The sequence below is a fragment of the Staphylococcus equorum genome (assembly GCF_029024965.1).
In the GTDB taxonomy this organism is placed as follows: Bacteria; Bacillota; Bacilli; order Staphylococcales; family Staphylococcaceae; genus Staphylococcus; species Staphylococcus equorum.
The window spans coordinates 1,859,046-1,881,969 of sequence record NZ_CP118982.1; the positions used below are offsets into that span (position 1 = coordinate 1,859,046).

Annotated in this window: 23 protein-coding genes and 2 tRNA genes; 7 read left to right on the forward strand and 18 right to left on the reverse strand. The window is 31.5% G+C overall.

Going from position 1 to position 22,924, the window contains the following annotated elements:
- Positions 1–72: 72 nt before the first annotated feature.
- The gene (locus PYW44_RS08940) at positions 73–495 is read right to left on the reverse strand and encodes a MarR family transcriptional regulator (RefSeq protein ID WP_021339522.1); all 423 of its coding nucleotides are present in this window, start codon (positions 493–495) and stop codon (positions 73–75) included.
- A gap of 204 nt (positions 496–699) precedes the next feature.
- Between PYW44_RS08940 and PYW44_RS08945 the strand changes: the two genes are divergently transcribed.
- Positions 700–1,704 (forward strand): acyltransferase family protein, encoded by a 1,005-nt coding sequence (locus PYW44_RS08945; RefSeq protein WP_021339521.1) that lies wholly within the window; start codon positions 700–702, stop codon positions 1,702–1,704.
- A gap of 123 nt (positions 1,705–1,827) precedes the next feature.
- Complete coding sequence (locus PYW44_RS08950; protein WP_021339520.1) at positions 1,828–2,991, forward strand: aminotransferase class I/II-fold pyridoxal phosphate-dependent enzyme; 1,164 nt, start codon at positions 1,828–1,830, stop codon at positions 2,989–2,991.
- A gap of 71 nt (positions 2,992–3,062) precedes the next feature.
- Here PYW44_RS08950 and PYW44_RS08955 read toward each other — a convergent pair whose 3' ends face one another.
- From PYW44_RS08955 to PYW44_RS08975, 5 genes are all read right to left on the reverse strand, one after another.
- Complete coding sequence (locus PYW44_RS08955) at positions 3,063–3,515, reverse strand: MarR family winged helix-turn-helix transcriptional regulator (protein ID WP_021339519.1); 453 nt, start codon at positions 3,513–3,515, stop codon at positions 3,063–3,065.
- 373 nt (positions 3,516–3,888) lie between these two features.
- Positions 3,889–4,707, reverse strand: a complete 819-nt coding sequence (gene menB, locus PYW44_RS08960) for a 1,4-dihydroxy-2-naphthoyl-CoA synthase (RefSeq protein WP_002508054.1) — start codon at positions 4,705–4,707, stop codon at positions 3,889–3,891.
- Positions 4,700–5,506, reverse strand: coding sequence for a 2-succinyl-6-hydroxy-2,4-cyclohexadiene-1-carboxylate synthase (menH, locus tag PYW44_RS08965; protein ID WP_002508055.1), 807 nt, complete (start codon positions 5,504–5,506; stop codon positions 4,700–4,702). The genes menB and menH overlap by 8 nt, the downstream gene beginning before the upstream one ends.
- The gene (menD, locus tag PYW44_RS08970; RefSeq protein WP_021339518.1) at positions 5,493–7,175 is read right to left on the reverse strand and encodes a 2-succinyl-5-enolpyruvyl-6-hydroxy-3-cyclohexene-1-carboxylic-acid synthase; all 1,683 of its coding nucleotides are present in this window, start codon (positions 7,173–7,175) and stop codon (positions 5,493–5,495) included. Before menD ends, menH begins: the two co-directional genes overlap by 14 nt.
- Positions 7,168–8,520, reverse strand: a complete 1,353-nt coding sequence (locus PYW44_RS08975; protein WP_002512253.1) for an isochorismate synthase — start codon at positions 8,518–8,520, stop codon at positions 7,168–7,170. Before PYW44_RS08975 ends, menD begins: the two co-directional genes overlap by 8 nt.
- A 189-nt stretch (positions 8,521–8,709) precedes the next feature.
- Here PYW44_RS08975 and PYW44_RS08980 point away from each other — a divergent pair, with 189 nt between their 5' ends.
- Positions 8,710–9,648 (forward strand): 1,4-dihydroxy-2-naphthoate polyprenyltransferase, encoded by a 939-nt coding sequence (locus PYW44_RS08980; RefSeq protein ID WP_021339517.1) that lies wholly within the window; start codon positions 8,710–8,712, stop codon positions 9,646–9,648.
- Between the two features lie 111 nt (positions 9,649–9,759).
- Here the strand turns inward: PYW44_RS08980 and PYW44_RS08985 are convergent, their stop codons facing one another.
- Positions 9,760–10,317, reverse strand: a complete 558-nt coding sequence (locus PYW44_RS08985; RefSeq protein ID WP_021339516.1) for a GNAT family N-acetyltransferase — start codon at positions 10,315–10,317, stop codon at positions 9,760–9,762.
- A 174-nt stretch (positions 10,318–10,491) separates the two neighbouring features.
- Here PYW44_RS08985 and PYW44_RS08990 point away from each other — a divergent pair, with 174 nt between their 5' ends.
- On the forward strand, positions 10,492–10,704 hold the full coding sequence (locus PYW44_RS08990; RefSeq protein WP_021339515.1) for a TM2 domain-containing protein: 213 nt from the start codon (positions 10,492–10,494) through the stop codon (positions 10,702–10,704).
- 350 nt (positions 10,705–11,054) lie between these two features.
- Here the strand turns inward: PYW44_RS08990 and PYW44_RS08995 are convergent, their stop codons facing one another.
- From PYW44_RS08995 to PYW44_RS09025, 7 genes are all read right to left on the reverse strand, one after another.
- The gene (locus tag PYW44_RS08995; protein ID WP_021339514.1) at positions 11,055–11,309 is read right to left on the reverse strand and encodes a GlsB/YeaQ/YmgE family stress response membrane protein; all 255 of its coding nucleotides are present in this window, start codon (positions 11,307–11,309) and stop codon (positions 11,055–11,057) included.
- A gap of 472 nt (positions 11,310–11,781) precedes the next feature.
- On the reverse strand, positions 11,782–12,177 hold the full coding sequence (arsC, locus tag PYW44_RS09000) for an arsenate reductase (thioredoxin) (RefSeq protein WP_021339513.1): 396 nt from the start codon (positions 12,175–12,177) through the stop codon (positions 11,782–11,784).
- 17 nt (positions 12,178–12,194) lie between these two features.
- The gene (gene arsB / locus PYW44_RS09005; protein WP_021339512.1) at positions 12,195–13,487 is read right to left on the reverse strand and encodes an arsenite efflux transporter membrane subunit ArsB; all 1,293 of its coding nucleotides are present in this window, start codon (positions 13,485–13,487) and stop codon (positions 12,195–12,197) included.
- The gene (locus PYW44_RS09010; RefSeq protein ID WP_021339511.1) at positions 13,487–13,801 is read right to left on the reverse strand and encodes an ArsR/SmtB family transcription factor; all 315 of its coding nucleotides are present in this window, start codon (positions 13,799–13,801) and stop codon (positions 13,487–13,489) included. Before PYW44_RS09010 ends, arsB begins: the two co-directional genes overlap by 1 nt.
- A 358-nt stretch (positions 13,802–14,159) precedes the next feature.
- A tRNA-Ser gene (locus PYW44_RS09015) sits at positions 14,160–14,248 on the reverse strand.
- Positions 14,249–14,250: 2 nt separating this feature from the next.
- Positions 14,251–14,325: transfer RNA gene (locus tag PYW44_RS09020), tRNA-Asn, on the reverse strand.
- Between the two features lie 154 nt (positions 14,326–14,479).
- The gene (locus PYW44_RS09025) at positions 14,480–15,043 is read right to left on the reverse strand and encodes a competence protein ComK (RefSeq protein WP_002508070.1); all 564 of its coding nucleotides are present in this window, start codon (positions 15,041–15,043) and stop codon (positions 14,480–14,482) included.
- Positions 15,044–15,295: 252 nt separating this feature from the next.
- Between PYW44_RS09025 and PYW44_RS09030 the strand changes: the two genes are divergently transcribed.
- Positions 15,296–15,514 (forward strand): IDEAL domain-containing protein, encoded by a 219-nt coding sequence (locus PYW44_RS09030; protein ID WP_002508071.1) that lies wholly within the window; start codon positions 15,296–15,298, stop codon positions 15,512–15,514.
- Positions 15,515–15,613: 99 nt separating this feature from the next.
- Here PYW44_RS09030 and PYW44_RS09035 read toward each other — a convergent pair whose 3' ends face one another.
- Positions 15,614–16,603, reverse strand: coding sequence for a lipoate--protein ligase (locus PYW44_RS09035; protein ID WP_002508072.1), 990 nt, complete (start codon positions 16,601–16,603; stop codon positions 15,614–15,616).
- Positions 16,604–16,803: 200 nt separating this feature from the next.
- Between PYW44_RS09035 and PYW44_RS09040 the strand changes: the two genes are divergently transcribed.
- Positions 16,804–16,989 carry a YkvS family protein gene (locus PYW44_RS09040; protein WP_002508073.1) on the forward strand — a complete coding sequence of 62 codons (186 nt, stop codon included), beginning with the start codon at positions 16,804–16,806 and terminating at the stop codon, positions 16,987–16,989.
- 6 nt (positions 16,990–16,995) lie between these two features.
- Positions 16,996–17,598 carry a CPBP family glutamic-type intramembrane protease gene (locus PYW44_RS09045; protein ID WP_002508074.1) on the forward strand — a complete coding sequence of 201 codons (603 nt, stop codon included), beginning with the start codon at positions 16,996–16,998 and terminating at the stop codon, positions 17,596–17,598.
- A gap of 261 nt (positions 17,599–17,859) precedes the next feature.
- Here the strand turns inward: PYW44_RS09045 and PYW44_RS09050 are convergent, their stop codons facing one another.
- From PYW44_RS09050 to PYW44_RS09060, 3 genes are all read right to left on the reverse strand, one after another.
- On the reverse strand, positions 17,860–19,368 hold the full coding sequence (locus tag PYW44_RS09050) for a bifunctional metallophosphatase/5'-nucleotidase (RefSeq protein WP_021339510.1): 1,509 nt from the start codon (positions 19,366–19,368) through the stop codon (positions 17,860–17,862).
- Between the two features lie 245 nt (positions 19,369–19,613).
- Positions 19,614–20,972 carry a TrkH family potassium uptake protein gene (locus PYW44_RS09055; RefSeq protein WP_002508076.1) on the reverse strand — a complete coding sequence of 453 codons (1,359 nt, stop codon included), beginning with the start codon at positions 20,970–20,972 and terminating at the stop codon, positions 19,614–19,616.
- Between the two features lie 18 nt (positions 20,973–20,990).
- Complete coding sequence (locus tag PYW44_RS09060) at positions 20,991–22,772, reverse strand: S1C family serine protease (RefSeq protein WP_021339509.1); 1,782 nt, start codon at positions 22,770–22,772, stop codon at positions 20,991–20,993.
- Positions 22,773–22,924 lie beyond the last annotated feature (152 nt).

The window sequence follows — 22,924 nt, forward strand, 5'->3', positions numbered from 1 at the left end:
CTATGAGTGATACATGTACTCTTAAATTTTTATTTATTGGTGCTTTCATATAAATTAATCAGCCCCAATAATCTAACGTAAATAAGCATGACGAACGTTTAATTTATATAGCAAATGGTTTAAGTCTTCTATATCTTGTGAAGTTAAATTTTGGCAGCGCGCTTCAATTAAAGCTACCCTTACCTCATTAATTTGTTGTACAAGTTCCTTTGTCTTATCCGTTACCACTAAATCTTTACATCTCAAATCTTTATTAGATTGTTTACTAGTTATGTAACCCATTTGGCAAAGTTTTTTTATCCAACGTGATACAATTGATTGTTCTTTATTAATTTTCATAGTTAAGTCATATTGAGATAAAACTTCATAATTGTATAAAATTCTTAACATTTCTAATTGCTCTGAAGTTAAATCTGTACGTTGGCCAAACCTTCTACTTACTAAGTTCAAATCGTTACTCGTCAGTGTAATTAATTGTTCTAGTTGTTTGTACATGTTGCTTCATCTCCACTATGTTAATTTACTTGTTACTACCAATCAAATGACACTATTATATTTCTTAATATTATAATGTCATTCTACATAATATACAATAATAAAATACAAATCGATCTATTTTGTTGCATTTCTCATATGATTTATAATAAATTAGTATCAGTGATTATAAAATTCACCCGGCACTTTTAAAGGAGAAAAAGCATGGCACAATTAAAAAAGAGAGATTACTTTTTTGACAATGCAAGAGCAATATTGATTTTTCTTGTTGTCTTTGGGCATTTATTACAACCTTACAATGAAGCGAGTACATATCTATCGTCGTTGTACTTAACAATATACAGCTTTCATATGCCAGCATTTTTATTTATTTCTGGTTACTTTGCAAAAAAAGCAGGAGAAGCTGGTTATTTAGAAAAAGTCTCTAAAAAACTATTAATACCTTATATTATTTTCTTTGGTTTTTTCTCTATATATTATTATTTAACTGGTAAAGAAGATAGCGTTCAATTCGATCCTTTCGATCCAGTGTTCGCACTTTGGTTTTTACTTACATTATTCTTCTTTCATGTGATTTTAGTAATTGTTAAAGACTATAAACCTTATTTTGTCTTACCAATAGCAATCATTTTTTCATTATTTGCTGGTTATTCTGACAATATTGATAATTATTTGAGTTTTTCAAGAACGATTATGTTCTTTCCGATATTTTATTTAGGTTATTTATTTACAAGTAAACATACTCAAATTTTACGAAATAAAAAGTTCGTCCCTATTGCTTTTATAATTTTAGTGACTTTCTATATAATCTATACCATTCATCCAATCAATTCAGACTGGTTGTTAGGTGATTCGCCATATATGTCATTAGAAGGGAAACAAGATCTTTACAGTCCGTTCAAAAGATTACTCCTTTATTTTATTATTTTAGCAACAATGTTTTCTTTCTTGAATTTAATACCTGAAAAAGAAAAATTCTTTACTTATATAGGACGTAGAACAATGCATATCTATTTATTACATGGTCTTGTAATCGGAGTGGTTCGTGGTTTTGGTCTTCATCCGTTTAAAGATGAAATATCTGTTTTAACTTATATTTATCTTTTAAGTGCAACATGTTTCATTGTTTATATTTTATCGACACGTTTTGTATCAAAATGGACAAACCCAGTTATTAATTTGCAGTCACCTTCTAAATTCAAAGGTTAATAAAAGCTTTTACCGAATTGTATTTATTTTAAATATGTTATGATAGAAATAATTTGATGATATCTATTAATCATACATATAAAAATACAATTCGGTATTTTTAATCTCGAGGTGAAATAATCAATGAAACTTTCTTTAAACAATAATGCTAAATATTTAAGTGCACCAAGCATACGTCAATTTTCAAGTCGTATTAAGAACATTGATAACTGTATCAATTTAACAATTGGCCAACCAGATTTTCCTATGCCAGATGTAGTTAAATCTGCATATATTAATGCGATAAATGAAAATCAAACAACCTATTCGCATAATAAAGGATTATTTGAAACAAGAAACGCTGTAAGTGAATATTTTGAGCAACGCTATCATTTTAAGTATAGTACTGAAGAAATTATTATTACTAATGGCGCTAGTGAAGCATTAGATACAGCATTACGAAGTATTATTAATCAAGGCGATGAAATTATTGTTCCTGGCCCTATTTATGCAGGATACATTCCTTTAATTAAAACACTGGGTGGCGTTCCAATTTTCATAGATACAACTCAGTCTCAGTATAAAATCACTCCTGAGGCCATAGAAGCTCATATTACGAACAATACAAAAGCAATATTACTAAACTATCCAACTAACCCTACTGGCGTCATATTATCGTATGATGAGGTTCAAGCAATCACTGAGACCTTGAAAGATAAAGAGATATTCATAATTAGTGATGAAATTTATGCTGAAAACACATTTAGTGGAAAACATACTTCTTTTGCAGAATTTGATGCTATCCGCGATCAACTTTTACTCGTAGGTGGTTTAAGTAAATCACATTCTGCAACTGGTATCCGTATTGGATTTTTAATTGGACCTGAGTACTTAATTGAAAAGTTAACATTTATGCATGCTTATAATTGTATTTGTGCAAATGTACCAGCACAAATTGCTTGTATTGCTGCTTTAAATGAAGGCTTAGAAGCACCACAATATATGAATAAAGCTTATATTGAACGTCGTGATTTTTTAATTCAAAAATTAGAGTCTCTCGGATTTGAACTTGATGCTAAGCCAGAAGGTGCTTTTTATATCTTCCCTAGCATCAAAAAATTTACTGATGACGATTTTGAATTTTGTATTAATGTACTTGAAAAAGCACATGTAGCAATGGTACCAGGTTCAGCTTTTACTGATTTAGGTAAAGGTCATGTACGTATATCCTATGCTTATGAACTTGACGCCTTAAAAGAAGGTATGAGAAGGCTTGAAGAATTTCTTAAGGAATACTATCAACAATAACTTTTTATTATAGACACAAAAGCACCCGCTAAATGTTGAATTATCTTCAATGTTTAGCGGGTGCTTTATATTTATAAATCTTCATTTTTCTTAAAAACATTTTTCTCAGCAAACGCTTTTAAAATTTGATAATAAGTAACTGACTCTTCAACTTCCATATCAAATTGTTGAATAACATCTTCGGAGATTTTGCTGAATTCTTCTTTAAGTTTCAAACCTTTTTCTGTTAATCTCACTTTAACTCTACGTTCATCTTCTTCTGTTCTGATTCGATTAATTAGGTCTTTTTTTTCTAAACGTTTAATTATAGGGCTTATAGTACCAGAATCTAAATAGAGTTCATCACATAACGTTTTAATATAAACATTTTTATCGTTTTCAATATAAAGTAATACAATATAGTTAGGAAAGCTTATATCATACTGTTTTAAGTAGCGATTAAAACGATTTACAACTTCTTTACTCGTAATATAAAATAAGTAGCACATTTCTTTTCGTATTTGGTCGTTAGCGTCTGATGCCATTGTTCTCCCTCATTTCTTTTCATTATAATATTAATATATTTTTAAATTATAGTCAAATATATTATAACTATTAAAAGAGTTTTTTAAACAACGTATTTCTAACTATAAATTGATACACTATCTTATTTTTATATAAAAATAAAATCTATGTAATGATTCCAGTTATTCATCTTTTTTATTCTTTTACTATGGGCAAAATCACTGAATAAAGTCACAATAATGGATCGAAATCATATCTTAGATAATTCCGTATAAAGATACATAGTAAAGTCAAAGTTGTAATTGCGCAAAAGCGCAAAAAAATGTCGACAAAGTCTGATACTTTGTCGACAGTATATGTTAACCTCTCAATAACGGTTAATATAATAATTCCTTACGGGAATTTAGGGAATTGGTCAAAATCAGGATCACGTTTTTCTTTAAACGCATCTCTACCTTCTTTTGCTTCATCCGTTGTATAGTAAAGTAATGTTGCATCTCCAGCCATTTGTTGAAGTCCAGCTAAGCCATCTGTATCTGCGTTCATAGCAGCTTTTAGGAATCTTAAAGCAGTTGGTGAATGTTTCTTAATGTCTTCACACCATCTAACAGTTTCATCTTCTACTTCGTCTAGTGGTACTACTGTATTAACTAATCCCATATCTAGTGCTTCTTGTGCATTATATTGGCGACATAAATACCAAATTTCACGCGCTTTTTTATGCCCTACTATACGTGCTAAATAACCAGAACCGTAACCTGCATCAAATGACCCTACTTTCGGTCCAGTTTGGCCAAAGATAGCATTATCAGCAGCAATTGTTAAATCACATACAACATTTAATACATTACCGCCACCTACTGCATAACCTCTTACCATTGCGATAACTGGTTTTGGAATTACACGAATAAGTCTTTGTAAATCTAATACGTTTAAACGAGGAACTTGATCTTCACCTACATAGCCACCGTGGCCACGTACTGACTGATCTCCACCAGAACAAAATGCTTTATCTCCCTCACCTGTTAAAATAATAACAGCAACACGTTGATCATCACGTGCTTTAGTAAATGCATCCATCATTTCTTGTACCGTGTTTGGTGTAAAAGCATTACGAACTTCAGGTCGATTAATTGTTACTTTAGCGATTCCATCGTAATATTCATACTTAATCTCTTTATATTCTTTAATTGTTTCCCACTGTCTAGTCATTTTGCTCCTCCTTTTGAATAAAACCTAATACTATTCTATCAAATTCTGCCATTTCTTCCACATGAACAGTATGACCACTCTGTGCTATTTCAAAAAGTTCAGTCTTCGGTATAATTGAAACTATCTTTTGAGCAATTTCACAAAATTTACCATCTAAATTTCCAACAATAATACATGTTGGGATTTGTATTTGATTCAATTCCGACCATAAATTAGGCATTTTTCCAGTACCATAATCTCTCAACGCTTTTGCTAATCTAGATGCGTCTTGACGCATTCTCATGTTACGAATACTTAATTTAGTGATCTTATCTAAGTCATGTTGTGTATAAAATAGTGGCAGTTTTTCCCAATCATTAACAAAAACTTCTAATCCTGCAATTTCTAATACTCGGGCACGTGCATAATCAACTTGTTGCCTTTCTATCTGTGCTGTTCTATCTTCAATGCCTGGGGACGTACTTTCCAAGACAAGACCTGTCAATGTAGTGTTGCCATGAATTGCATGATACAACGCTATTCTACCACCCATTGAATAGCCATGTAAAAATAATTGATATGCACTAAACACTTCTAGCGTTTCATCTAACTGTTGGCTAATAAAAGGAAAGTCCCACTCTCGATGAAATGGAGATTCATCTGCACCATGTCCAGGCAAGTCAATAGTTACGATATTTACGCTTTCTTTCAATATGTGAATATGGTTATCAAATGCCTGTTGATCACTAATAAAGCCGTGTAGCATCACTAATAATTGATTAGTTGATTGATTCGCTCGATGAAATTTATAATGTAACATTGATAATATCACTCAACTTTTTATAGAGTTTAAGATGTTGTTGTAGGTTATCTTCTCTATGCGTCATAATTTCATAAATATGTGCGCCAAATTTGGATAACTCAGTGTACTTAAATGCTTCAATAGATTCAAATCGTTTAAATGTAAAGTCGTAAAGTAGCGCAGTATGTTCAAAATCCAATCCAGTTGGTGTGCCAAATAACCTTTCGAAATATGCATCGGCTGAATCTTTCTGTGGTAAATAGGAAAAGATTCCTCCACCATCATTATTTAATAGCACAATATTCAAATTGATGTCATTTAATTTAGACATGAGCAAGCCATTCATATCATGATAAAAGGCTAAATCGCCAATTAATAATGTCACTTTCTTGTGTACCGCCATACCTAATGCTGTTGAAGTAACACCATCTATACCATTAGCGCCACGATTTGAAAAGACTGCTGCTTCACAGTCTATAAACAAATTATCTACATCTCGAATTGGCATACTATTACTCACAAATAATGCATCATCTGTTGTTAATTTGTCTAGTACATTTGCTACGTAGGCCGCTTCATCTGTCGCAGTTCTTACATAATCTTTAATTTCAACTTTGGCATGTTTCTCTAATGATTGCCATTTTTCTAACCATTGCTTACGTTCAACTGTAGTTGTCTCAGATAATTGTCTAAAGAAATCATTTGCAGACATCTCGTAAGAAACATGAGGTGTTATTGGAAATGCATCTGGTCTATCGTTATTCTGCACTAATATTTGAAATGCCTTCGTATCTTTTAACCATTGATTTATTTTTTTAGAAATAACTGGTTTACCTACTCTAATTATAAAGTCAACATCTACTTCTAATCCGGCTCTAAATAATAAGTCATATGTCGTTATAACATTAGGATGGTGCTCACGACGTAATTGACTTAATGGGTCAGCAAGTATAGGCATATCATGTATCGTCGCAAATGTGAGTATTTGATCTACATCTTGATGCTGCATATCACCAACGATAATAAGTCCTTTGCGTTTTTTAACAATTACATTTATTTCATTGAGACTCGTCGTTTTTTGATAATGTGGCATAATCTTCGTATCTGAAGTTAACCATTCAACTTTTTCTAAATCAGGTGTCAGCGGCTCTCTAAATGGCAAATTCAGATGAATTGGACCTCGATGCGGGCCATATAAATACTGACTCGCTTTTTGTAATTGGAATTTAACTGTATTCGTCATAAAGTCTTGGTCATCATTACTATCAGCAATAGGGAAATCAAATTGATATTGTGTATAATTTGCAAACATATTTGTTTGATCTATTGCTTGTGGTGCCCCAATACCTCTGAGTTCATGTGGACGATCACTTGTTAATACCACTAGTGGTAAATGACTCAAGCTACTTTCAGAAATGGCTGGTGTATAATTCGCGGCAGCACTACCAGATGTACAAAGAATAGCAACTGGTCGCTCACTACCTTTCATTAACCCCATCGCAAAGAAAGCAGCACTACGTTCATCTGGATGAATCCAAGATTTCATTTTAGGATGTGCCTCAATTGCAATTGCCATTGGTGTTGAACGAGACCCTGGACTTATCACTATTTCTCTTATTCCGTATGCATATAATTCTGAAACAAAAGTAAATACCTGTTTTGTTAATGCAGTTGTATGGTTATTCATATTTCTCGACTCCTAAAGCTTTCATCATTGGGCTAAATTTAACAGCAGTCTCTTCTACTTCACTATCCGCATCAGAATCACTTACAATCCCACAACCAGCAAATAATGTTGCCTGATTTTTCTTAATCAACATAGATCTAATTGCAACAATAAATTCACAATTATCATACATGTCAATATAGCCAACTGGCGCGCCATAAAGCCCACGTGTTCCAAACTCATTTTGTTCAATATATTCAATTGCTTCCTCTTTAGGATAACCTCCAAGCGCCGGCGTCGGATGAAGATTATCTAATAAACCAATATAAGATTTGCTAATCAATTGTCCTTTAATTTTCGTATATAAGTGATACAAATGATCATTTGTTAAAATTTGTGGTTTTTTATTGTATGTAATATCTTCAACATACAATTCAATATCATTCAATATACTGTCTACGACAAAACGATGTTCATTTAAGTTTTTTTCATCGTTTAAAAATGCATTTATATTTTCATTATCTACATCATCTTGGTGGGTACGTTTAATCGTACCTGCAACTGCTTTGGTAGATAGTATTTCATCATTAATTTCCATTAACTGTTCAGGTGTTTGTGAAAAGAATACACTGTCTTGTGATTCTAATACAAATAAGTAACTATTATGTTCACCTTGTGTTGCTTGGTTTAAGATATAAGGGATGTTTATGTTTTTATCAAACATAATCAATCGTTTTCTTGCAAGCACAATTTTTTTATTTTCGTCTAATATATCTATTGTATCTTTAACTAAATCACGCCACTCATCTTTATAAATATCCTCAATGCGCTTAATTTCACCTTTTTCAAAATTTGGGCTAACATTCTCTTGAGTTAACTTATCTATAATCGATAAAAATGAGTCAATTTCAAATTGATCTGCTTTTACAGTATAGGTAATATACGTGTTTCCTTCTTCCATAGTTACCAATACTTCAGGTAATATAAAATGATTAATACCAAATTCACGCCACTCATCTCCAGATTTATGTGTTGAAAATTGGAATCCACCACATATCTTTAAATGATGTCGTTCTGAATTTGGATGAATTAAATCAATATCACTTTTATATTTTTCCCATTCTCGGAAAATAGATTGTTTACTTTCAAAGTCATTTTTAAATCTTTTAATAGCATGATAGCCAAAGAATGAAGTTTCGTTGTCATTTTTTTTAAAATAAAAACGGTCTCCTGCACTGTCTTCCGTAACATGGAATAATACAGTAGGATCTAATTCATAATTTAATTTTGCTTCTACAGAAACCCAAGTATGATTACTTTCGTATACCGCTTCGACAATTTCACTTTCCTTGACGTCCAAAGTCATCTATTTCACTTCTTTCATTTATCAGTTTGCACTCATTATAATATTGTACCACTTTTCACAATATGTGTATGGTATCTAGCCTATTTCATTTATATAATTTTCACGTTATTTGACCTTTACAAGTTCTTCCATTAAAATAAATTTGATAAAAAATATTTTAATATAAAAGAATTCGAGGTATAAAATTTTATGGCATCTCAATATCAACAATATTCTACTGTCAGAAAATACTGGCACTTAATGAGACCACATACTTTAACCGCTGCTGTGGTACCAGTACTTGTTGGTACTGCTACTGCAAAAATATTCCTACTTGGTAGTGAAGATCATCTAAGTCTTACTTTGCTTTTAGCCATGTTAATCGCTTGTTTATTAATTCAAGCTGCGACAAACATGTTTAATGAATACTATGATTTCAAAAAAGGGTTAGATGACCACACTTCTGTAGGAATCGGTGGTGCAATCGTTCGCAATGGCATGAGTCCTAAGTTAGTCATGAATATAGCCATTGCATTTTATGTCATTGCTGCTTTACTAGGATTATTTATAGCCATCAACAGTTCATTCTGGCTCATACCAATTGGACTCGTGTGTATGGCAATTGGTTATTTATACACGGGTGGACCATTCCCTATTTCTTGGACTCCTTTTGGTGAAGTATTCTCTGGAATTTTCATGGGTATGATTATTATTTTAATTGCATTCTTCATTCAAACAGGTAATTTACAAAGTCTAGTTGTTTGGATCAGTCTTCCGATTGTTATAACAATCGGTTTAATCAATATGGCTAATAACATTCGTGACCGTGTTAAAGATAAAGAAAGTGGTCGTAAGACATTACCTATTTTATTAGGTAAAAATAATTCAATACGCTTCTTAGCATTAATGTACATTGTCGCGTATGCATTAGTTATCTATATTACATTCTTCCAACCTGGTGGTTCAATTTTCTTTTTACTTGCATTACTGTCATTCCCGTTACCTATCAAGGCTGTACGTAGATTCAAAAAGAATGACACGCCAGCAACTATGATGCCAGCAATGGCTGCAACAGGAAAAACGAATACATTCTTCGGTCTACTGTATGCACTAGGTATTTATATTAGTGCTCTGCTCGGTGGTATTTAATATATTTCTCAATTAGCAAGTTTAACCCAGCAATCAAATAAAGTAAGTATTACTTTTTCGATCTTCATACTCATGAAGGTCGATTTTTTGTTTTTTAACAGAGATAAAAACTCAGTCTTTTATATGTATCATGTGGTAATGCATATGACCATATAAATCGAATTCACTTGTAGGTTGGAATCCTAATTTTTTATAAACATGTAACGCCCCATCATTGAGTAAATCACAATTTAAGCTCCATTTTTCATCTGGATACGTTTCTAATACATGTTTAATTAATTTAGTAGCGACACCCTGCCCTCTAAATTCTGGGAATGTAGCAACTGTTTCGATATACCATTCATCATCATTAGCCTCTTTCATTGGCATCGGCGTCCCATAAGCTCTAATGTCTTCATCTAATTCCATATCTAACCAAGCCTTTTCAAGCTCTAACTCTTTGTTACCAGGATATGCAATTAAGCAACCTGCAATGTTACCATCGACTTCGTATATCCAAGTGTTACTATAATGACCTCTATATGGTACATCCACCATACTTTGTTCCATGATTTTTAGTAATCTTTCTTTATCGGTGTATTCCACTAAATCTATGTCTAATTGACTCCAGATGATATAACATAATTTTGCAATTTCATGCTTATCGGTAGGTTTAGCTTTTCTAATCATTTGTATTCTCCTTATTATGTTTATTTAACTATATTATATATGAATTAAATAAAAAATTCGAAGTAATAATTGGTTTTTACGAGAAATCGTTTTTCATTAATTGTTTTCGATTGTTGAATCGCTTAATATAAGAGATAATTAAGATAAGAACTTTAAAATGAAAGGACTAGACATATGAAAGTAAATAAAGTCATTTACGTTATACTTGCATTTTTACTCGGTTGGTGTGGCATTCATAAATTTTACTCAAATCAACTTTTACAAGGTATTATACATTTAGTGTTCTTTTGGACAGGCATTCCATACGTTATCGCTATCATTAGTGGCATCATTACGATTTTCTTTAACAAATCAGACGAAAACGGTCTTATTTCTTTTGAAAAATAACCACTTTTTTATTAAAAGATAAAATATTTTCTATTTTCTCCAATATTTCATCTGAAATTGGGTAAAGAAACTATATAGCAAATTATGGAAAGTTGAATTGTAACTTAGGAGGACTAATAATGAAAAATATTATATCACGTGTTTTCAGATCTGTAGTAGTAGGCTTTATTATAAAAGGAATCAGAAATTTAATAAGTAAAAAATAGATTTCATATACATTGAAATTCACGAAAAAATTGAAAAGCTAATCGTTTCTAATTTTAGAAATGATTAGCTTTTATTTTTACAATTACCTTATAGAATTCTTATGATTAACAAAAAACACCCACCAAATGTTGAGTGTTTTTTAATTATTTTCTTTTTCTAATTGCTTTCATAATAAATGAAACAATTAAGATTAATACGATTGACCCGATTAGTGCTGGTAAGATTGGAACGCCACCTAAGACTGGTCCCCATGTACCTAATAATTTACTACCAATAGCTGAACCGATTAAACCTGCAATAATATTACCAATTATTCCACCTGGAATATCTTTACCTAAAATTGCGCCGGCTAACCAACCGATTAAACCGCCTACAATAATCATTATAATAAAGCCCATATATCTCTCTCCTATTTTCTTGATTTATCACAATGCATAGCTTACCACTTTTTTTATTTATATACAACATTGCGAACAACATTTATTTTAAAAACCAAAACAATTTCTTGGTTTTTCCTCAAGCCATATCTATTTAAATTCGCTATAATAATATTTTATAATGAATTTCTTGTTTTTCATGCAATATCAAAATATATAGTCATACAAAATCTTGAAATAAAATCAAAAATTCATTACATTTATTGCATCATATTACCGATTAAGATTTACTCATATCTAATTATCATAATCTTGTTGTTTATAGTACATTTTTCCCTAACTAGTTATTTAAAATTTTACAAACTATAATTATTAATACACTTTTTCATTTTGACGTGTAAAAAACCTTCAAAGTTTTCACTTTTAGTGTCTACTTTGAAGGTTTTTATTATTTTTCTGATTTAATTTATGCTCATTTTTAAAATTGAGATAATTATAGTTCTTTAAATCGTTTAATTGTATCGCCTATTTCATCTCTTACGCGTTGAAACTCTGACCATGCTTTACCTGCTGGGTCATCAAAGCCCCAATGTTCTTTTTTCACATTAGGCGGTATAACTGGACAATTATCATCAGCATCACTACAAAGTGTAACAACGAGATCAGACTGTTTTAAAATATTATTATCAATCATATCAGATGTATGATTTGAAATATCAATATTAACTTCTTTCATAGCTTCTATCGCCTTAGAGTTTACACCATGCGTTTCAATACCTGCTGAGTAAACATTCCATTCTTTGCCGAGTATTTCTCTTCCCCAGCCTTCAGCCATTTGACTACGACAAGAATTACCAGTACATATAAAGTAAATTGTTTTTTTATCCATTTATGATTACCTCTCATTTAAAAAATAATTAGTGTTAAATATAAACCTAATAAGGTTACAAATAAAACAGGGATGGTGATAATAACTCCCGTTTTGAAATACACACCCCAAGATATTTTCACTCCTTTTTGAGTTAGCACGTGTAACCAAAGAAGTGTGGCTAAAGAGCCAATGGGTGTTATTTTAGGTCCTAAATCAGACCCAATAACGTTAGCATAAATCATGCCTTCTTTTAATATTCCTGTGGCACTCGATTGACCAATTGCTATAGCATCTATTAATACAGTTGGCATGTTGTTCATAATAGATGAAAGAAATGCAGCTATAAAGCCCATGCCCATGATACTACTAAATAAGCCGTAACTTGAAATATTTGTTAGTACATCACCAAGAAGTGTTGTAATCCCCACATTTTTCAGGCCAAATACGACGAGATACATACCAATAGAGAATAAAACAATATTCCATGGCGCACCTTTAATTACTTGTTTCGTATGAACGGCTTTAGATTTACGCGCTAATAATACAAATATTAAAGCAATCATACCAGCAATAATAGATACTGGAATATTTATAAACTCACTTATTAAATAACCAACGAGTAAGATAGCAAGTACAATCCAAGAGATGTTAAAAAGCTTTTTATCTTTAATCGCTTCTCTTGGTTCTCTAATATTTACTTCGTTAAATTTACCTGGAATAGATTTTCTGAAATAAAGCCATAACACAAGAATACTTGCAATCAACGAAAATATATTAGGTATAATCATTTTACTAAAGTATTCAATAAAACCTATATCGAAATAATCTGCAGAAACTATATTAACTAAATTACTAACAATGAGTGGTAATGAAGTTGTATCTGCAATAAAGCCACTAGCAATGATAAATGGAAATATTGCTTTTTTATCAAAGCCTAAATTACGTACCATAGCTAATACAATAGGGGTAAGTATTAAAGCTGCACCATCATTTGCAAAGAAGGCTGCTACAACTGAACCCAAAAGCATGATAAAGATAAACATTTTCAAGCCATTACCCTTTGATGCTCTAACCATATGTATAGCAGACCACTCAAAGAACCCAATTTCATCTAATATAAGTGAAATAAGAATAACTGCAACAAACGTTAAAGTCGCATTCCAAACGATCCCAGTAACTTCCAGTACATCTGAAAAACTTACAACACCCGTAATTATAGCTACTACAGCACCAATTAATGCAGTAATTCCAATATCTAAACCTTTAGGTTGCCAGATAACAAAAATTAACGTTAATACAAAGATTGTGATTGCTAATATCGTCATCATTAACACTCACCTGACTTCATATTTTTACAAATACATAATTCATTTGTAGTATTTATTAGATTTAAACTTTGATTAATTTGTTCAAATACATCGTGGTTAAGCCGATACATGCGCTTATTCCCCTCTTTTCGTGTAGTAATTAACTCACACTCTACTAATGATTTCATATGATGACTTAAAGTTGGCTGAGAAAATTGAAAATGTTGCAATACATCACATGCACATAACTCACCACAAGAAAGTAAATCCATAATTTCTAATCTACTTGGGTTAGAAAGCACTTTTAATACGTTTGATAATTCTTTATATGACAAGTTCATCTCTCCTCTTATAACTAAATATAATACTATCTATATAGACGAGTGTCTATGTATTATTGCTGATTACTTATAATTTTTTTATTAAAAAATTGAGTTTTGATATATTATAGTTGATTCACAGCACTTAACACTTGAGCAATATAAAACATGAAGTTATTACAGGATTAACGAAGCTCTATAACAAGTGGTATCAACTAGCAGTACTTGTAGCAATTCATTATACTTTTTAGCTTTTTGCGGTTACTTACTATCATGATTATTAATTGTGAATTTACAAATTATAAATTCACAAAACAAAAAAATACCGAAATCCTGTTAAGGACTTCGGTATTAAAAAGCTTGTTTTTATTAACGGAAACGGAGAGATTCGAACTCTCGCGCCGCTTGCGCGACCTACACCCTTAGCAGGGGCGCCTCTTCAGCCAACTTGAGTACGTTTCCAATGGCTCCACAGGTAGGACTCGAACCTACGACCGATCGGTTAACAGCCGATAGCTCTACCACTGAGCTACTGTGGAATAATTGATATCTCAATCAAGCACAAATACTATTATATCAACTTCAGAGAATTTTTCAAGTACCTTAATCAAAAAAATATGCGGAATATTTACACTAAATTAATATAATATTCCACATATGACATTTTTACATTTAAATTTCAGAAATGTTTTGCTATTTATTTTCAAATAGAGAATATTTTGCTAATGCTTCATAAATATTTAATTGTGGTTTCGTATAGTCTATAGGAGATTCAGGATCAAAAGTAGCCACCCTAGCTGCTCTATCCATCATATAGTAATAATATATACCATTTAAGTATTGATGATGCATACTGTGTGCTGAAATATTAACAACTATAGTCTGGTTATCGACAAATGTGATTTTACATTTTTTATCTTTTAAAGCTCTTATGGTTTGTACATAATGAATATTGATCCAAGTGTTTTCTTCTTTTCGGTCTGAATGTGTAGGAAAAAAATAAGTAGGAAATAATGGAGTGAATAATATCGGGGGTTTACTATTAATACCTGTAATTCTCATTGTGTCTTCTTTTTTAAATACATAACTGCTACCATAAAATCTACATGAACGATCTATAATCTTATGTGTCCGTTCCTTTACAATATCACGCTCCTCCTTATACTTTAATACACAAGTACCTTCATTTAGTCCTATAGATAAATTACAAGGTTGAAGAGCCATATCACCTTTTTTAATAATGTATTGTTGAATCATAGCTGACGCCTCCTTAAAGCTTATGGTGATACTCAAATAATATAACACAAAGATTTTAAAATCAACTTATTTAATAAAATATTTTATAAATTTTCTACAATTGATTTTTAGTTATTATACTTTTGCATTTTCTTATTTTTTGAAAAGTTGCAAATTACACTTATATTTTCGGAAAAGTCTGACTATTTATTGATTTCAAAAATAAAAGGCTGTATACTATATGTAAATATAGATAGAGGGGCTGTGTTGAAAATGAAAAACAATACAAATGTTAAATACAATTCATTAGAATCTTTTGTGTCAACGATTAATGATTTAGGTATTGAATTAATCATTGATGAGTCGTTAAGAAATGTCCGTAAACAGCAGTTAGAATACCTCATTGACCACGCGCTTAAGAATAAAAACGAGCAGGATTTCAAACGTTATACTGAAGAATACAGAAACCTGGAGGAATTTCTCGTTGGATAATTTAATAGCTTGTTATTTAAAATAAGGTCTATTCCCTACTTACACCAATAAGTTAGAGAATAGACCTTTTTGAGTTTTATTTTTACTTATAACTCTTGTTTAAGACATTAATCTAATGAGTTCATGGCGATCGATATCACCAAAATAATGATAAATATCGTAGTTTGAAAATGCTTCTTCAATACTATCAAACTCGTGTAACGTACCTTCTAATGCATTTTCAAGTTCTGTTATGTCACCTTCACCGAAGAAATCTCCAAAAATTCTTGCGTGCTCAATACGACCTTGTTTAACATCTAATTTAATTTGAACGAAACCTTTTTCAAACTTCTCTTCTCTTTCAAAGTTATATTTTGGATTTCTACCATAATTCCAATCCCATGTACGATATTTCTCATTACTCAATGCTTCAATATTTTTCCAATCTTCATCAGTAAGTTGATATGTCTCAACTTGATTTGCTTCTCCAAAAATAGTTTTTAAAATAATATCTTTAAAGTTATCAATATTAATAGGTTCTTCAAGAAATTCTGAAATATTTGCGACTCTGCTTCGTACAGATTTAATCCCTTTAGATTTAATTTTTGCAGGATTAACTTTTAATGCGTTCTGAACTTCATCCAATTCACTATTTAACATTAATGTACCATGACTAAACATACGATCTTTCACTTTTACCATAGCATTACCTGAAATTTTGGCGTTACCTACTTGAATATCATTTCTACCAGTCATTTCAGCATCAACACCCAACGATTTTAATGCTTCAACAATTGGCTCTGTAAATTTTTTAAAATTATGGAAGCTGTTACCATCATCATCTGTTATAAAACTGAAATTTAAATTACCTTCATCATGGTAAACAGCACCTCCACCAGATATACGTCTCACAACATCAATATTATGTGCATCAATATATGGTTTGTTAACTTCTTCAATCGTATTTTGGTTTTTACCAATTATAATAGACGGTCTATTCACATAAAATAGAAAATAGCTGTCGTCTTTCGGCATATTTTTTAATACATATTCTTCCATTGCTAAATTTAATGTTGGATCTGTAATATCATTATTACTAATAAACTTCATCTATTGCACTCCTTTTCCCTAAAAATATACCCTTACCTTATTTATGCTATATTTTCTCTAAAAATGCCAATCATTTACATTAAATATGATAAAAAGTTTCAAAATCGGTTTATATCACACAATTTAATGGTTATTTGTTTATTTGTCTTAAGTTTTTTTGTATAATACTATCTAGTTAGCATTTCTAGGGAGGACTAAAAATGACTGTTGCAGAAGTTGGAAATATAGTAGAATTCTATGATGGTTTAAAAGGCCGTGTAGAGAAAATTAATGATAATTCAGTAATTGTAGATTTAACAATTATGGAGAATTTCAATGATTTAGACTTGCCTGAAAAAACTGTTATTAATCATAAGCGATATACAATCGTTGAACAAGAAGGATAGTAAAAAATGAATAGAATTTCAAAGGCTTTAATATGGTTTCTTTTAAGCTTTATTGTATTCCACATCATCCTCTTCATTATGTGGGGGGAAAAACAAGAGTATTGGTATTTATATACTGGCATTATGCTCATAGCTGGTATTAGTTATATCTTTTATCAAAGAGATATAGAATCTAAGAGATTACTTACTTCTTTAGGTGTTGGAATTGTTACTGGTATTGTATTAATTATTATTCAGCTGATTATTGCAGCAATTTCTTCGGATATAAAATATCTTGAATTAATTAAAGAATTAACAAGAACTGGCGTATATTTTAAATGGCAAATGTTAATAACATTAGTCTTTGTTATACCTTGTCATGAACTCTATATGAGAACAGTTTTACAAAAAGAATTGATTAAATTAAACATACCAAGTTGGCTTAGCATTATAATTACGGCGCTTTGCTCAGCTTCATTATTCTACTATCTAGATAATTTATGGATTGTTTTCTTCATCTTTATCGTACAAATTGCACTCTCAATAAGCTACTTTTATACGCGTAGAATTGCTACCACTGTAATAGCACAAATCGTTGCAGTAGTAATTCTATTAATATTCCATGCTTAACTTATTGCGGAACTTTATACGTTTTATTAAAAATTAAAAACTGGAAGGCGCTCATTAAAATAATGAGCGCCTTCCAGTTTTTTGTGCTATATAAAATAAATATATTATAATGCTCATTTTTCCAGTTATTACAACACTGTTGCATACGAGACACTTGACCAACTAGAATAGTCTAGCATGAATTGAAGGCTACATGCTGAGTCTATAGCCCTATCTTATGCAAACGAGGATATAGTAGTATTTATATTACAATCCTTTAGCCTATGTTATTACATTAAAGCTTTGTTTTTGATTTATTTTATACTGCTCATTTTTCAAATTTCTAGATATTAATTCTACCATCGTTATTTTGCCAGTTTCATGAATAACTGCATTTTCTAAATACTGTCTATAATTTCTATAACAATAATCTGTCATACTTACACGATACATATGATTCAGTCTTATGTTTTTTAAATTAACACGATTAAACGGTGCAGCATTCATATCAATTGTGTAATCCACGCCTTGCCAAAACGTACATAATGTTTCATCAATAATTGTTAAACTGAGTTCACCATGGCTAAATTCTATATGTGAATAGCCATACTCTAGAATATCTTTAATCTGCTGTCCTTTTAAAGTTAAATCAACTGGCACGTCAGGATGCGGATACGCTTTATATAATGCTTCATTGGTTATTGTTGCTTCTAAGCCTTCTTCTCCACTGGTAGGTAAATGTACACATGAAATATCATAATCAAACTCTGAGCGAATACCGTCATGTAAAAGTTGCGTGAAAGGATGGGGCTTCGTAATAACGTCTCCTAAACCATTTACTTGAGCAGAAACGGGCGTAACATTTAAAACTTCTTTCCCCCAATGTTCAACAGTTTTTCTATCATAAAATGTTAAGTTTAGTAAATCCTCATCTTCCTTATACTCATTTAAATCAACAATTTGTGACTCAACATCTTCTAATTCATATGAGGTAGTTCTTTGCTTAAAGTTAATTTTTACATGGACTAATTGTTCCGCATTTTGACCAGCTTGTACATACAATGTTTGATCATCTCTACCTATAAAAGTTTGATGTTGATGACCAGTAATCAGTAAATCAATCACGCCTAATGATTGCATAATTTTTTCCGCTTCATTCACGTTTTGTTCGCGTTCATTTGCGGATTTATTCAGTTGGTTTATACCACCATGATATATGACTATGAGAAAATCTGGCATTTCAGTTTCATGAATAAAGCGAATCCATCTTTTAGAAGCCACTAAAGTTTTATCAATTTGTAGCTCATTTTCCATTTCAAAGTGTTCGCGGTTCATCAATCCGTCTGAAGTTAATCCAACAATAGCTATCTTGACGCCTTCTACTTCTTTTATCGTATAAGGTGTAGAGAAATAAGGTTCTCTTGTACGCTTATATTCAATATTCGCCGATAACCATGGAAACCTGGATAAAGAGACCGCTCTTGAAAAGAAGGACAAACCGAATTTAAATTCATTAGGACTAATACCACTTGCATCATATTGCATAGCATTCATCAGCTTTATCATAGGATGACGCTTATATGGCGCAACAACAGCATAATAAAATGCAGCCAATGAACCAGCCAAACTACCGCCACTGTCCAACAAAATAACATGTTCATTTTCTTTTCTCTTCGTTTTAACGTAAGTACCTGCTCTATATATATTAGAACCATGATCTCCGTTTAGAAAATGACTGTGCATATCTGAAGTTGTGATAACATCTATTGTAATTCTCTCGCTTTTTTTCATATGCCTCTCCCCTCATTTCCTTCAGTTTAACATGTTTCTAAATACCCATGATAGCAAAAGGAAATATTACATTCTAAGAATTTTAATAATTTAAGAAGCCTTGCTTAAATCATTTAATTGCCTCTTTTTAGTGCTTTTACATTATTCTATAAAACATTGAAATTAAAAAACCCTCTCTTGCACTGTTTTCACAAGAAAGGGAATAACTTTATAATTAATCATCTTAAAACTATCAAAATGAAGTTTTAGCCAATTTGAATACGTTCTTTCGGATAATGGTATTTGTCTGGCTCTCTACGCCCACCAATCATAATAATAAAACTAATAAGTCCTACACGACCAATAAACATCAGTACCATCAATACGATCTTACTCATCCCACTAATGTCATCAGTAACACCTAATGATAGTCCACATGTACCAAACGCTGACATGACCTCGAAAAATGCTTGTAGAAATGATATTTTGCCATTTTCAACCACAAGTATTGTAATCGTACCTGCAAATGTGAGTATTCCTGCCATTGTAAAAACAGCAAATGAGCGTTGTACATCTGTTGTATGAATTTCACGATTAAATGCTTTAATCGAGGTTTTTTCATTATTATTGCTAAAGTTCAATAAGAATAAGATTAAGATTGCGAAAGTAGTCGTTCTAATACCACCACCTACTGAACTCGGTGAAGAACCTATAAACATTAAGACACTCATAATTACATTCGTACCTTCTCCAAAATTACTTACATCAATGGTTTGTAATCCGGCACTTCTTGTTGTTGCAGATTGGAACAGTGCGTAAAATAACGATTTATGCCACGTCATATTTTGAAAAGCATGGTTATGTTCAAATAATAAAATTATTATTGCGCCGAATACAAACAATACTAAGTAAGTCATTGTTGTAATTTTAGCAAATAATGAAAATCTAAAATTAGGTATTCTATTTTTAATGTATGCTTTTACTTCAATTAATACTGGAAAGCCAATAGATCCTAAAATAATTAAAAACATAACTATAGTCTGAACAAAATAGTCATTAGCATAAGGAATTAACGATTGTCCTGTTATGTCTAAACCGCCGTTTGTCGTTGCAGATACCGCTACAAACATGCCCTGCATAATTGCATATTGCAAATCTGGATTATCTCTATAAAAATAGAATGCTAATAATGACGCTCCAACAAGTTCTATAATTAAAATTGTACGTACAATATCTAGAATCAGTTTAACTGTACCACTCATGGTATCTTTATTATTATCAAGCATAATAAGCTGACGTTCACGCATGCCAATATGTTTTCCTAAAAAAACCCATAGCATCGTACCAATGGCCATGACGCCAATACCACCGATATTTAGAATAATCATAATTATGATTTGTCCAAAAGTAGTATATGTCTCAACGATATTAACAGGTGATAAACCAGTCACACTCACGCCTGAAACTGCTACAAACAAAGAATCAATCGGGTCAACATTGATTCCAGATTTGTGAACAAATGGTAAATTAAGTAATAAAAATGCTACGATAATTGCAACAATATAATACATCACTATCCCTTGTTGAGGACTTGATTTTTTTAACAATTGATTGAAAATGGACAACGTTTATTCACCCCAACGCTACTTCAATTTAATCTTGATATCCTTAAGCTTACCATCTCTGTATATTTTAGCTGGTAATGTATCCAAATCATCTTTATGATTAAAAATAATTTGTCTATATCTTAGATTATCTTCTAATTCTTTACCATCTAATTCTACTATTACATCATCTTTTTGCAACCCAGATTTTTCACCTGTTGAATTTTCTTTAACTTCACCAATTATTACACCTGATTTCACATCTTCAGGTAGTTGTAATGATTGACGCGTTTCATCATCGATATCGGCAACATTCATGATACGAATACCTGTATTAGGATATTTGACTTCACCTTTAGCTTCAAGTTCTTTTGCTATTGATTCAGCTTGATTTACTGGAATTGCAAATGCAATACCTTCTACATTATCCATATCTATCTTCAACGATGCAATGCCTATTAATTTACCATCTCTATTAACCACGCCACCACCAGAGTTACCAGGGTTTACTGGCGCATCGATTTGAAATGCATCCATTAATACATCATATTGTTCATCTTTATCAATATCTACAGGAATATGACGATTAAGACCTGATACGATTCCTTCTGAAACACTACCTTTAAAATCAACGCCTAGTGGATTCCCTACCACGATAATAGGTTCCCCTAATACTAAAGTGCTTGAATCACCCATTTCGATTGGTTTAACGTCGCTCCCAGACTTAACCTTTGCTTTAACCACTGCAATATCAGAGAATTTATCTGTACCAATAACTTTTCCTATTGAGTAGTCTCCATTACCATATGTAATCTTCTGTTCTTTCTTGTCTCCTACTACATGCGCATTTGTCATGATAAAAATAGAGTCGCCTACTTTTTTGTAGACGACACCTGATCCTAGCTCATTTTCTTTACCTGCTTCTTGTGTCTCTTTCTCTGCAGAAGAATCTTTGTTGCTTGTATCATTCTCAACCGTTACTACTGATTGCGTAGCACTATTAGCGCTCTTCATAGTTGTGGTATATGACTTTTCTTTACCCTTATTACTTTGGAAAATACTATCCTTGTCATTACCGTTTTGATCAACGTTAGCAAATATTGCATTCATCAATGTTAATAATAATATAACTGCAATAACAATAAGTACTTTAGGCCAATGTTCCTTAAAGAAATATTTAATCTTATCAACGTTGCTTAATTGTCCATTTTGATTGGTGTGATTTGGTCCTTGATGTTGAGATGCATGTTTGTTACGCGCTGTTGTTTGCGCTTTTTCTTCTTTTGCATCTACATCATCTTCTTCAACGTATGTTTCAACTCGAGATTGTTGTGCTTCTTCTGAATAAAAGTTATCTTCTTCATCAATTTTTGACGATTGATTTTTTGATAATGTGCTCTGCTCAGTAACCACTGTATCATTTTCTGTATTCTCTCGATGATCATCTGTTTCTTGCTCAGACTTACTTTGAGTATGATAATTAGCATTTTGCTTCTGTGGGTAACTTGAGGACTGTGTGGTATCTGATGACTGTTTATCGCTTGGTATATCTATATTTTCTTTAGAACCACTTTGTTTAGCCATCAAAGCCTGTTGTTGTTGTATCTCTTCTTGTGTTAGCTTTTCGATACGTGCTTTTCGTAAATTTTCTTTCACACGCTCTTCATTATTTTTGGCTAATTTTTGCGCTTTTTCTTTACGCTGTTCTCTGGCCTCATGCTCTAAATGTACACGTTGTTCACGTTCTTCATTATGAAAAAACTCACGTCGTTTACGTCCATATTTTTCTTTAGGAATGACGTGTTTTTTATTTTGAGTCACCTTTATCCCCCCTAATCTTACATAAATCTTCACTATCTATTATGACATAATATAATAGATAATTCTTCTTTATTTTCTTTTATAAAAGTAGATACATTCTGATTATAATCACTTTCTTTCTAAATTTCTAACTTTAAATGATTTTCTCAAAT

Excerpts from the sequence above, each read along its gene's own strand:
- PYW44_RS08940 (WP_021339522.1), bottom strand. The coding sequence starts at position 495 with ATGTACAAACAACTAGAACAATTAATTACACTGACGAGTAACGATTTG.
- PYW44_RS08945 (WP_021339521.1), top strand. The coding sequence starts at position 700 with ATGGCACAATTAAAAAAGAGAGATTACTTTTTTGACAATGCAAGAGCA.
- PYW44_RS08950 (WP_021339520.1), top strand. The coding sequence starts at position 1,828 with ATGAAACTTTCTTTAAACAATAATGCTAAATATTTAAGTGCACCAAGC.
- PYW44_RS08955 (WP_021339519.1), bottom strand. The coding sequence starts at position 3,515 with ATGGCATCAGACGCTAACGACCAAATACGAAAAGAAATGTGCTACTTA.
- menB (WP_002508054.1), bottom strand. The coding sequence starts at position 4,707 with ATGACTAGACAGTGGGAAACAATTAAAGAATATAAAGAGATTAAGTAT.
- menH (WP_002508055.1), bottom strand. The coding sequence starts at position 5,506 with ATGTTACATTATAAATTTCATCGAGCGAATCAATCAACTAATCAATTA.
- menD (WP_021339518.1), bottom strand. The coding sequence starts at position 7,175 with ATGAATAACCATACAACTGCATTAACAAAACAGGTATTTACTTTTGTT.
- PYW44_RS08975 (WP_002512253.1), bottom strand. The coding sequence starts at position 8,520 with ATGACTTTGGACGTCAAGGAAAGTGAAATTGTCGAAGCGGTATACGAA.
- PYW44_RS08980 (WP_021339517.1), top strand. The coding sequence starts at position 8,710 with ATGGCATCTCAATATCAACAATATTCTACTGTCAGAAAATACTGGCAC.
- PYW44_RS08985 (WP_021339516.1), bottom strand. The coding sequence starts at position 10,317 with ATGATTAGAAAAGCTAAACCTACCGATAAGCATGAAATTGCAAAATTA.
- PYW44_RS08990 (WP_021339515.1), top strand. The coding sequence starts at position 10,492 with ATGAAAGTAAATAAAGTCATTTACGTTATACTTGCATTTTTACTCGGT.
- PYW44_RS08995 (WP_021339514.1), bottom strand. The coding sequence starts at position 11,309 with ATGGGCTTTATTATAATGATTATTGTAGGCGGTTTAATCGGTTGGTTA.
- arsC (WP_021339513.1), bottom strand. The coding sequence starts at position 12,177 with ATGGATAAAAAAACAATTTACTTTATATGTACTGGTAATTCTTGTCGT.
- arsB (WP_021339512.1), bottom strand. The coding sequence starts at position 13,487 with ATGATGACGATATTAGCAATCACAATCTTTGTATTAACGTTAATTTTT.
- PYW44_RS09025 (WP_002508070.1), bottom strand. The coding sequence starts at position 15,043 with ATGATTCAACAATACATTATTAAAAAAGGTGATATGGCTCTTCAACCT.
- PYW44_RS09030 (WP_002508071.1), top strand. The coding sequence starts at position 15,296 with ATGAAAAACAATACAAATGTTAAATACAATTCATTAGAATCTTTTGTG.
- PYW44_RS09035 (WP_002508072.1), bottom strand. The coding sequence starts at position 16,603 with ATGAAGTTTATTAGTAATAATGATATTACAGATCCAACATTAAATTTA.
- PYW44_RS09040 (WP_002508073.1), top strand. The coding sequence starts at position 16,804 with ATGACTGTTGCAGAAGTTGGAAATATAGTAGAATTCTATGATGGTTTA.
- PYW44_RS09045 (WP_002508074.1), top strand. The coding sequence starts at position 16,996 with ATGAATAGAATTTCAAAGGCTTTAATATGGTTTCTTTTAAGCTTTATT.
- PYW44_RS09050 (WP_021339510.1), bottom strand. The coding sequence starts at position 19,368 with ATGAAAAAAAGCGAGAGAATTACAATAGATGTTATCACAACTTCAGAT.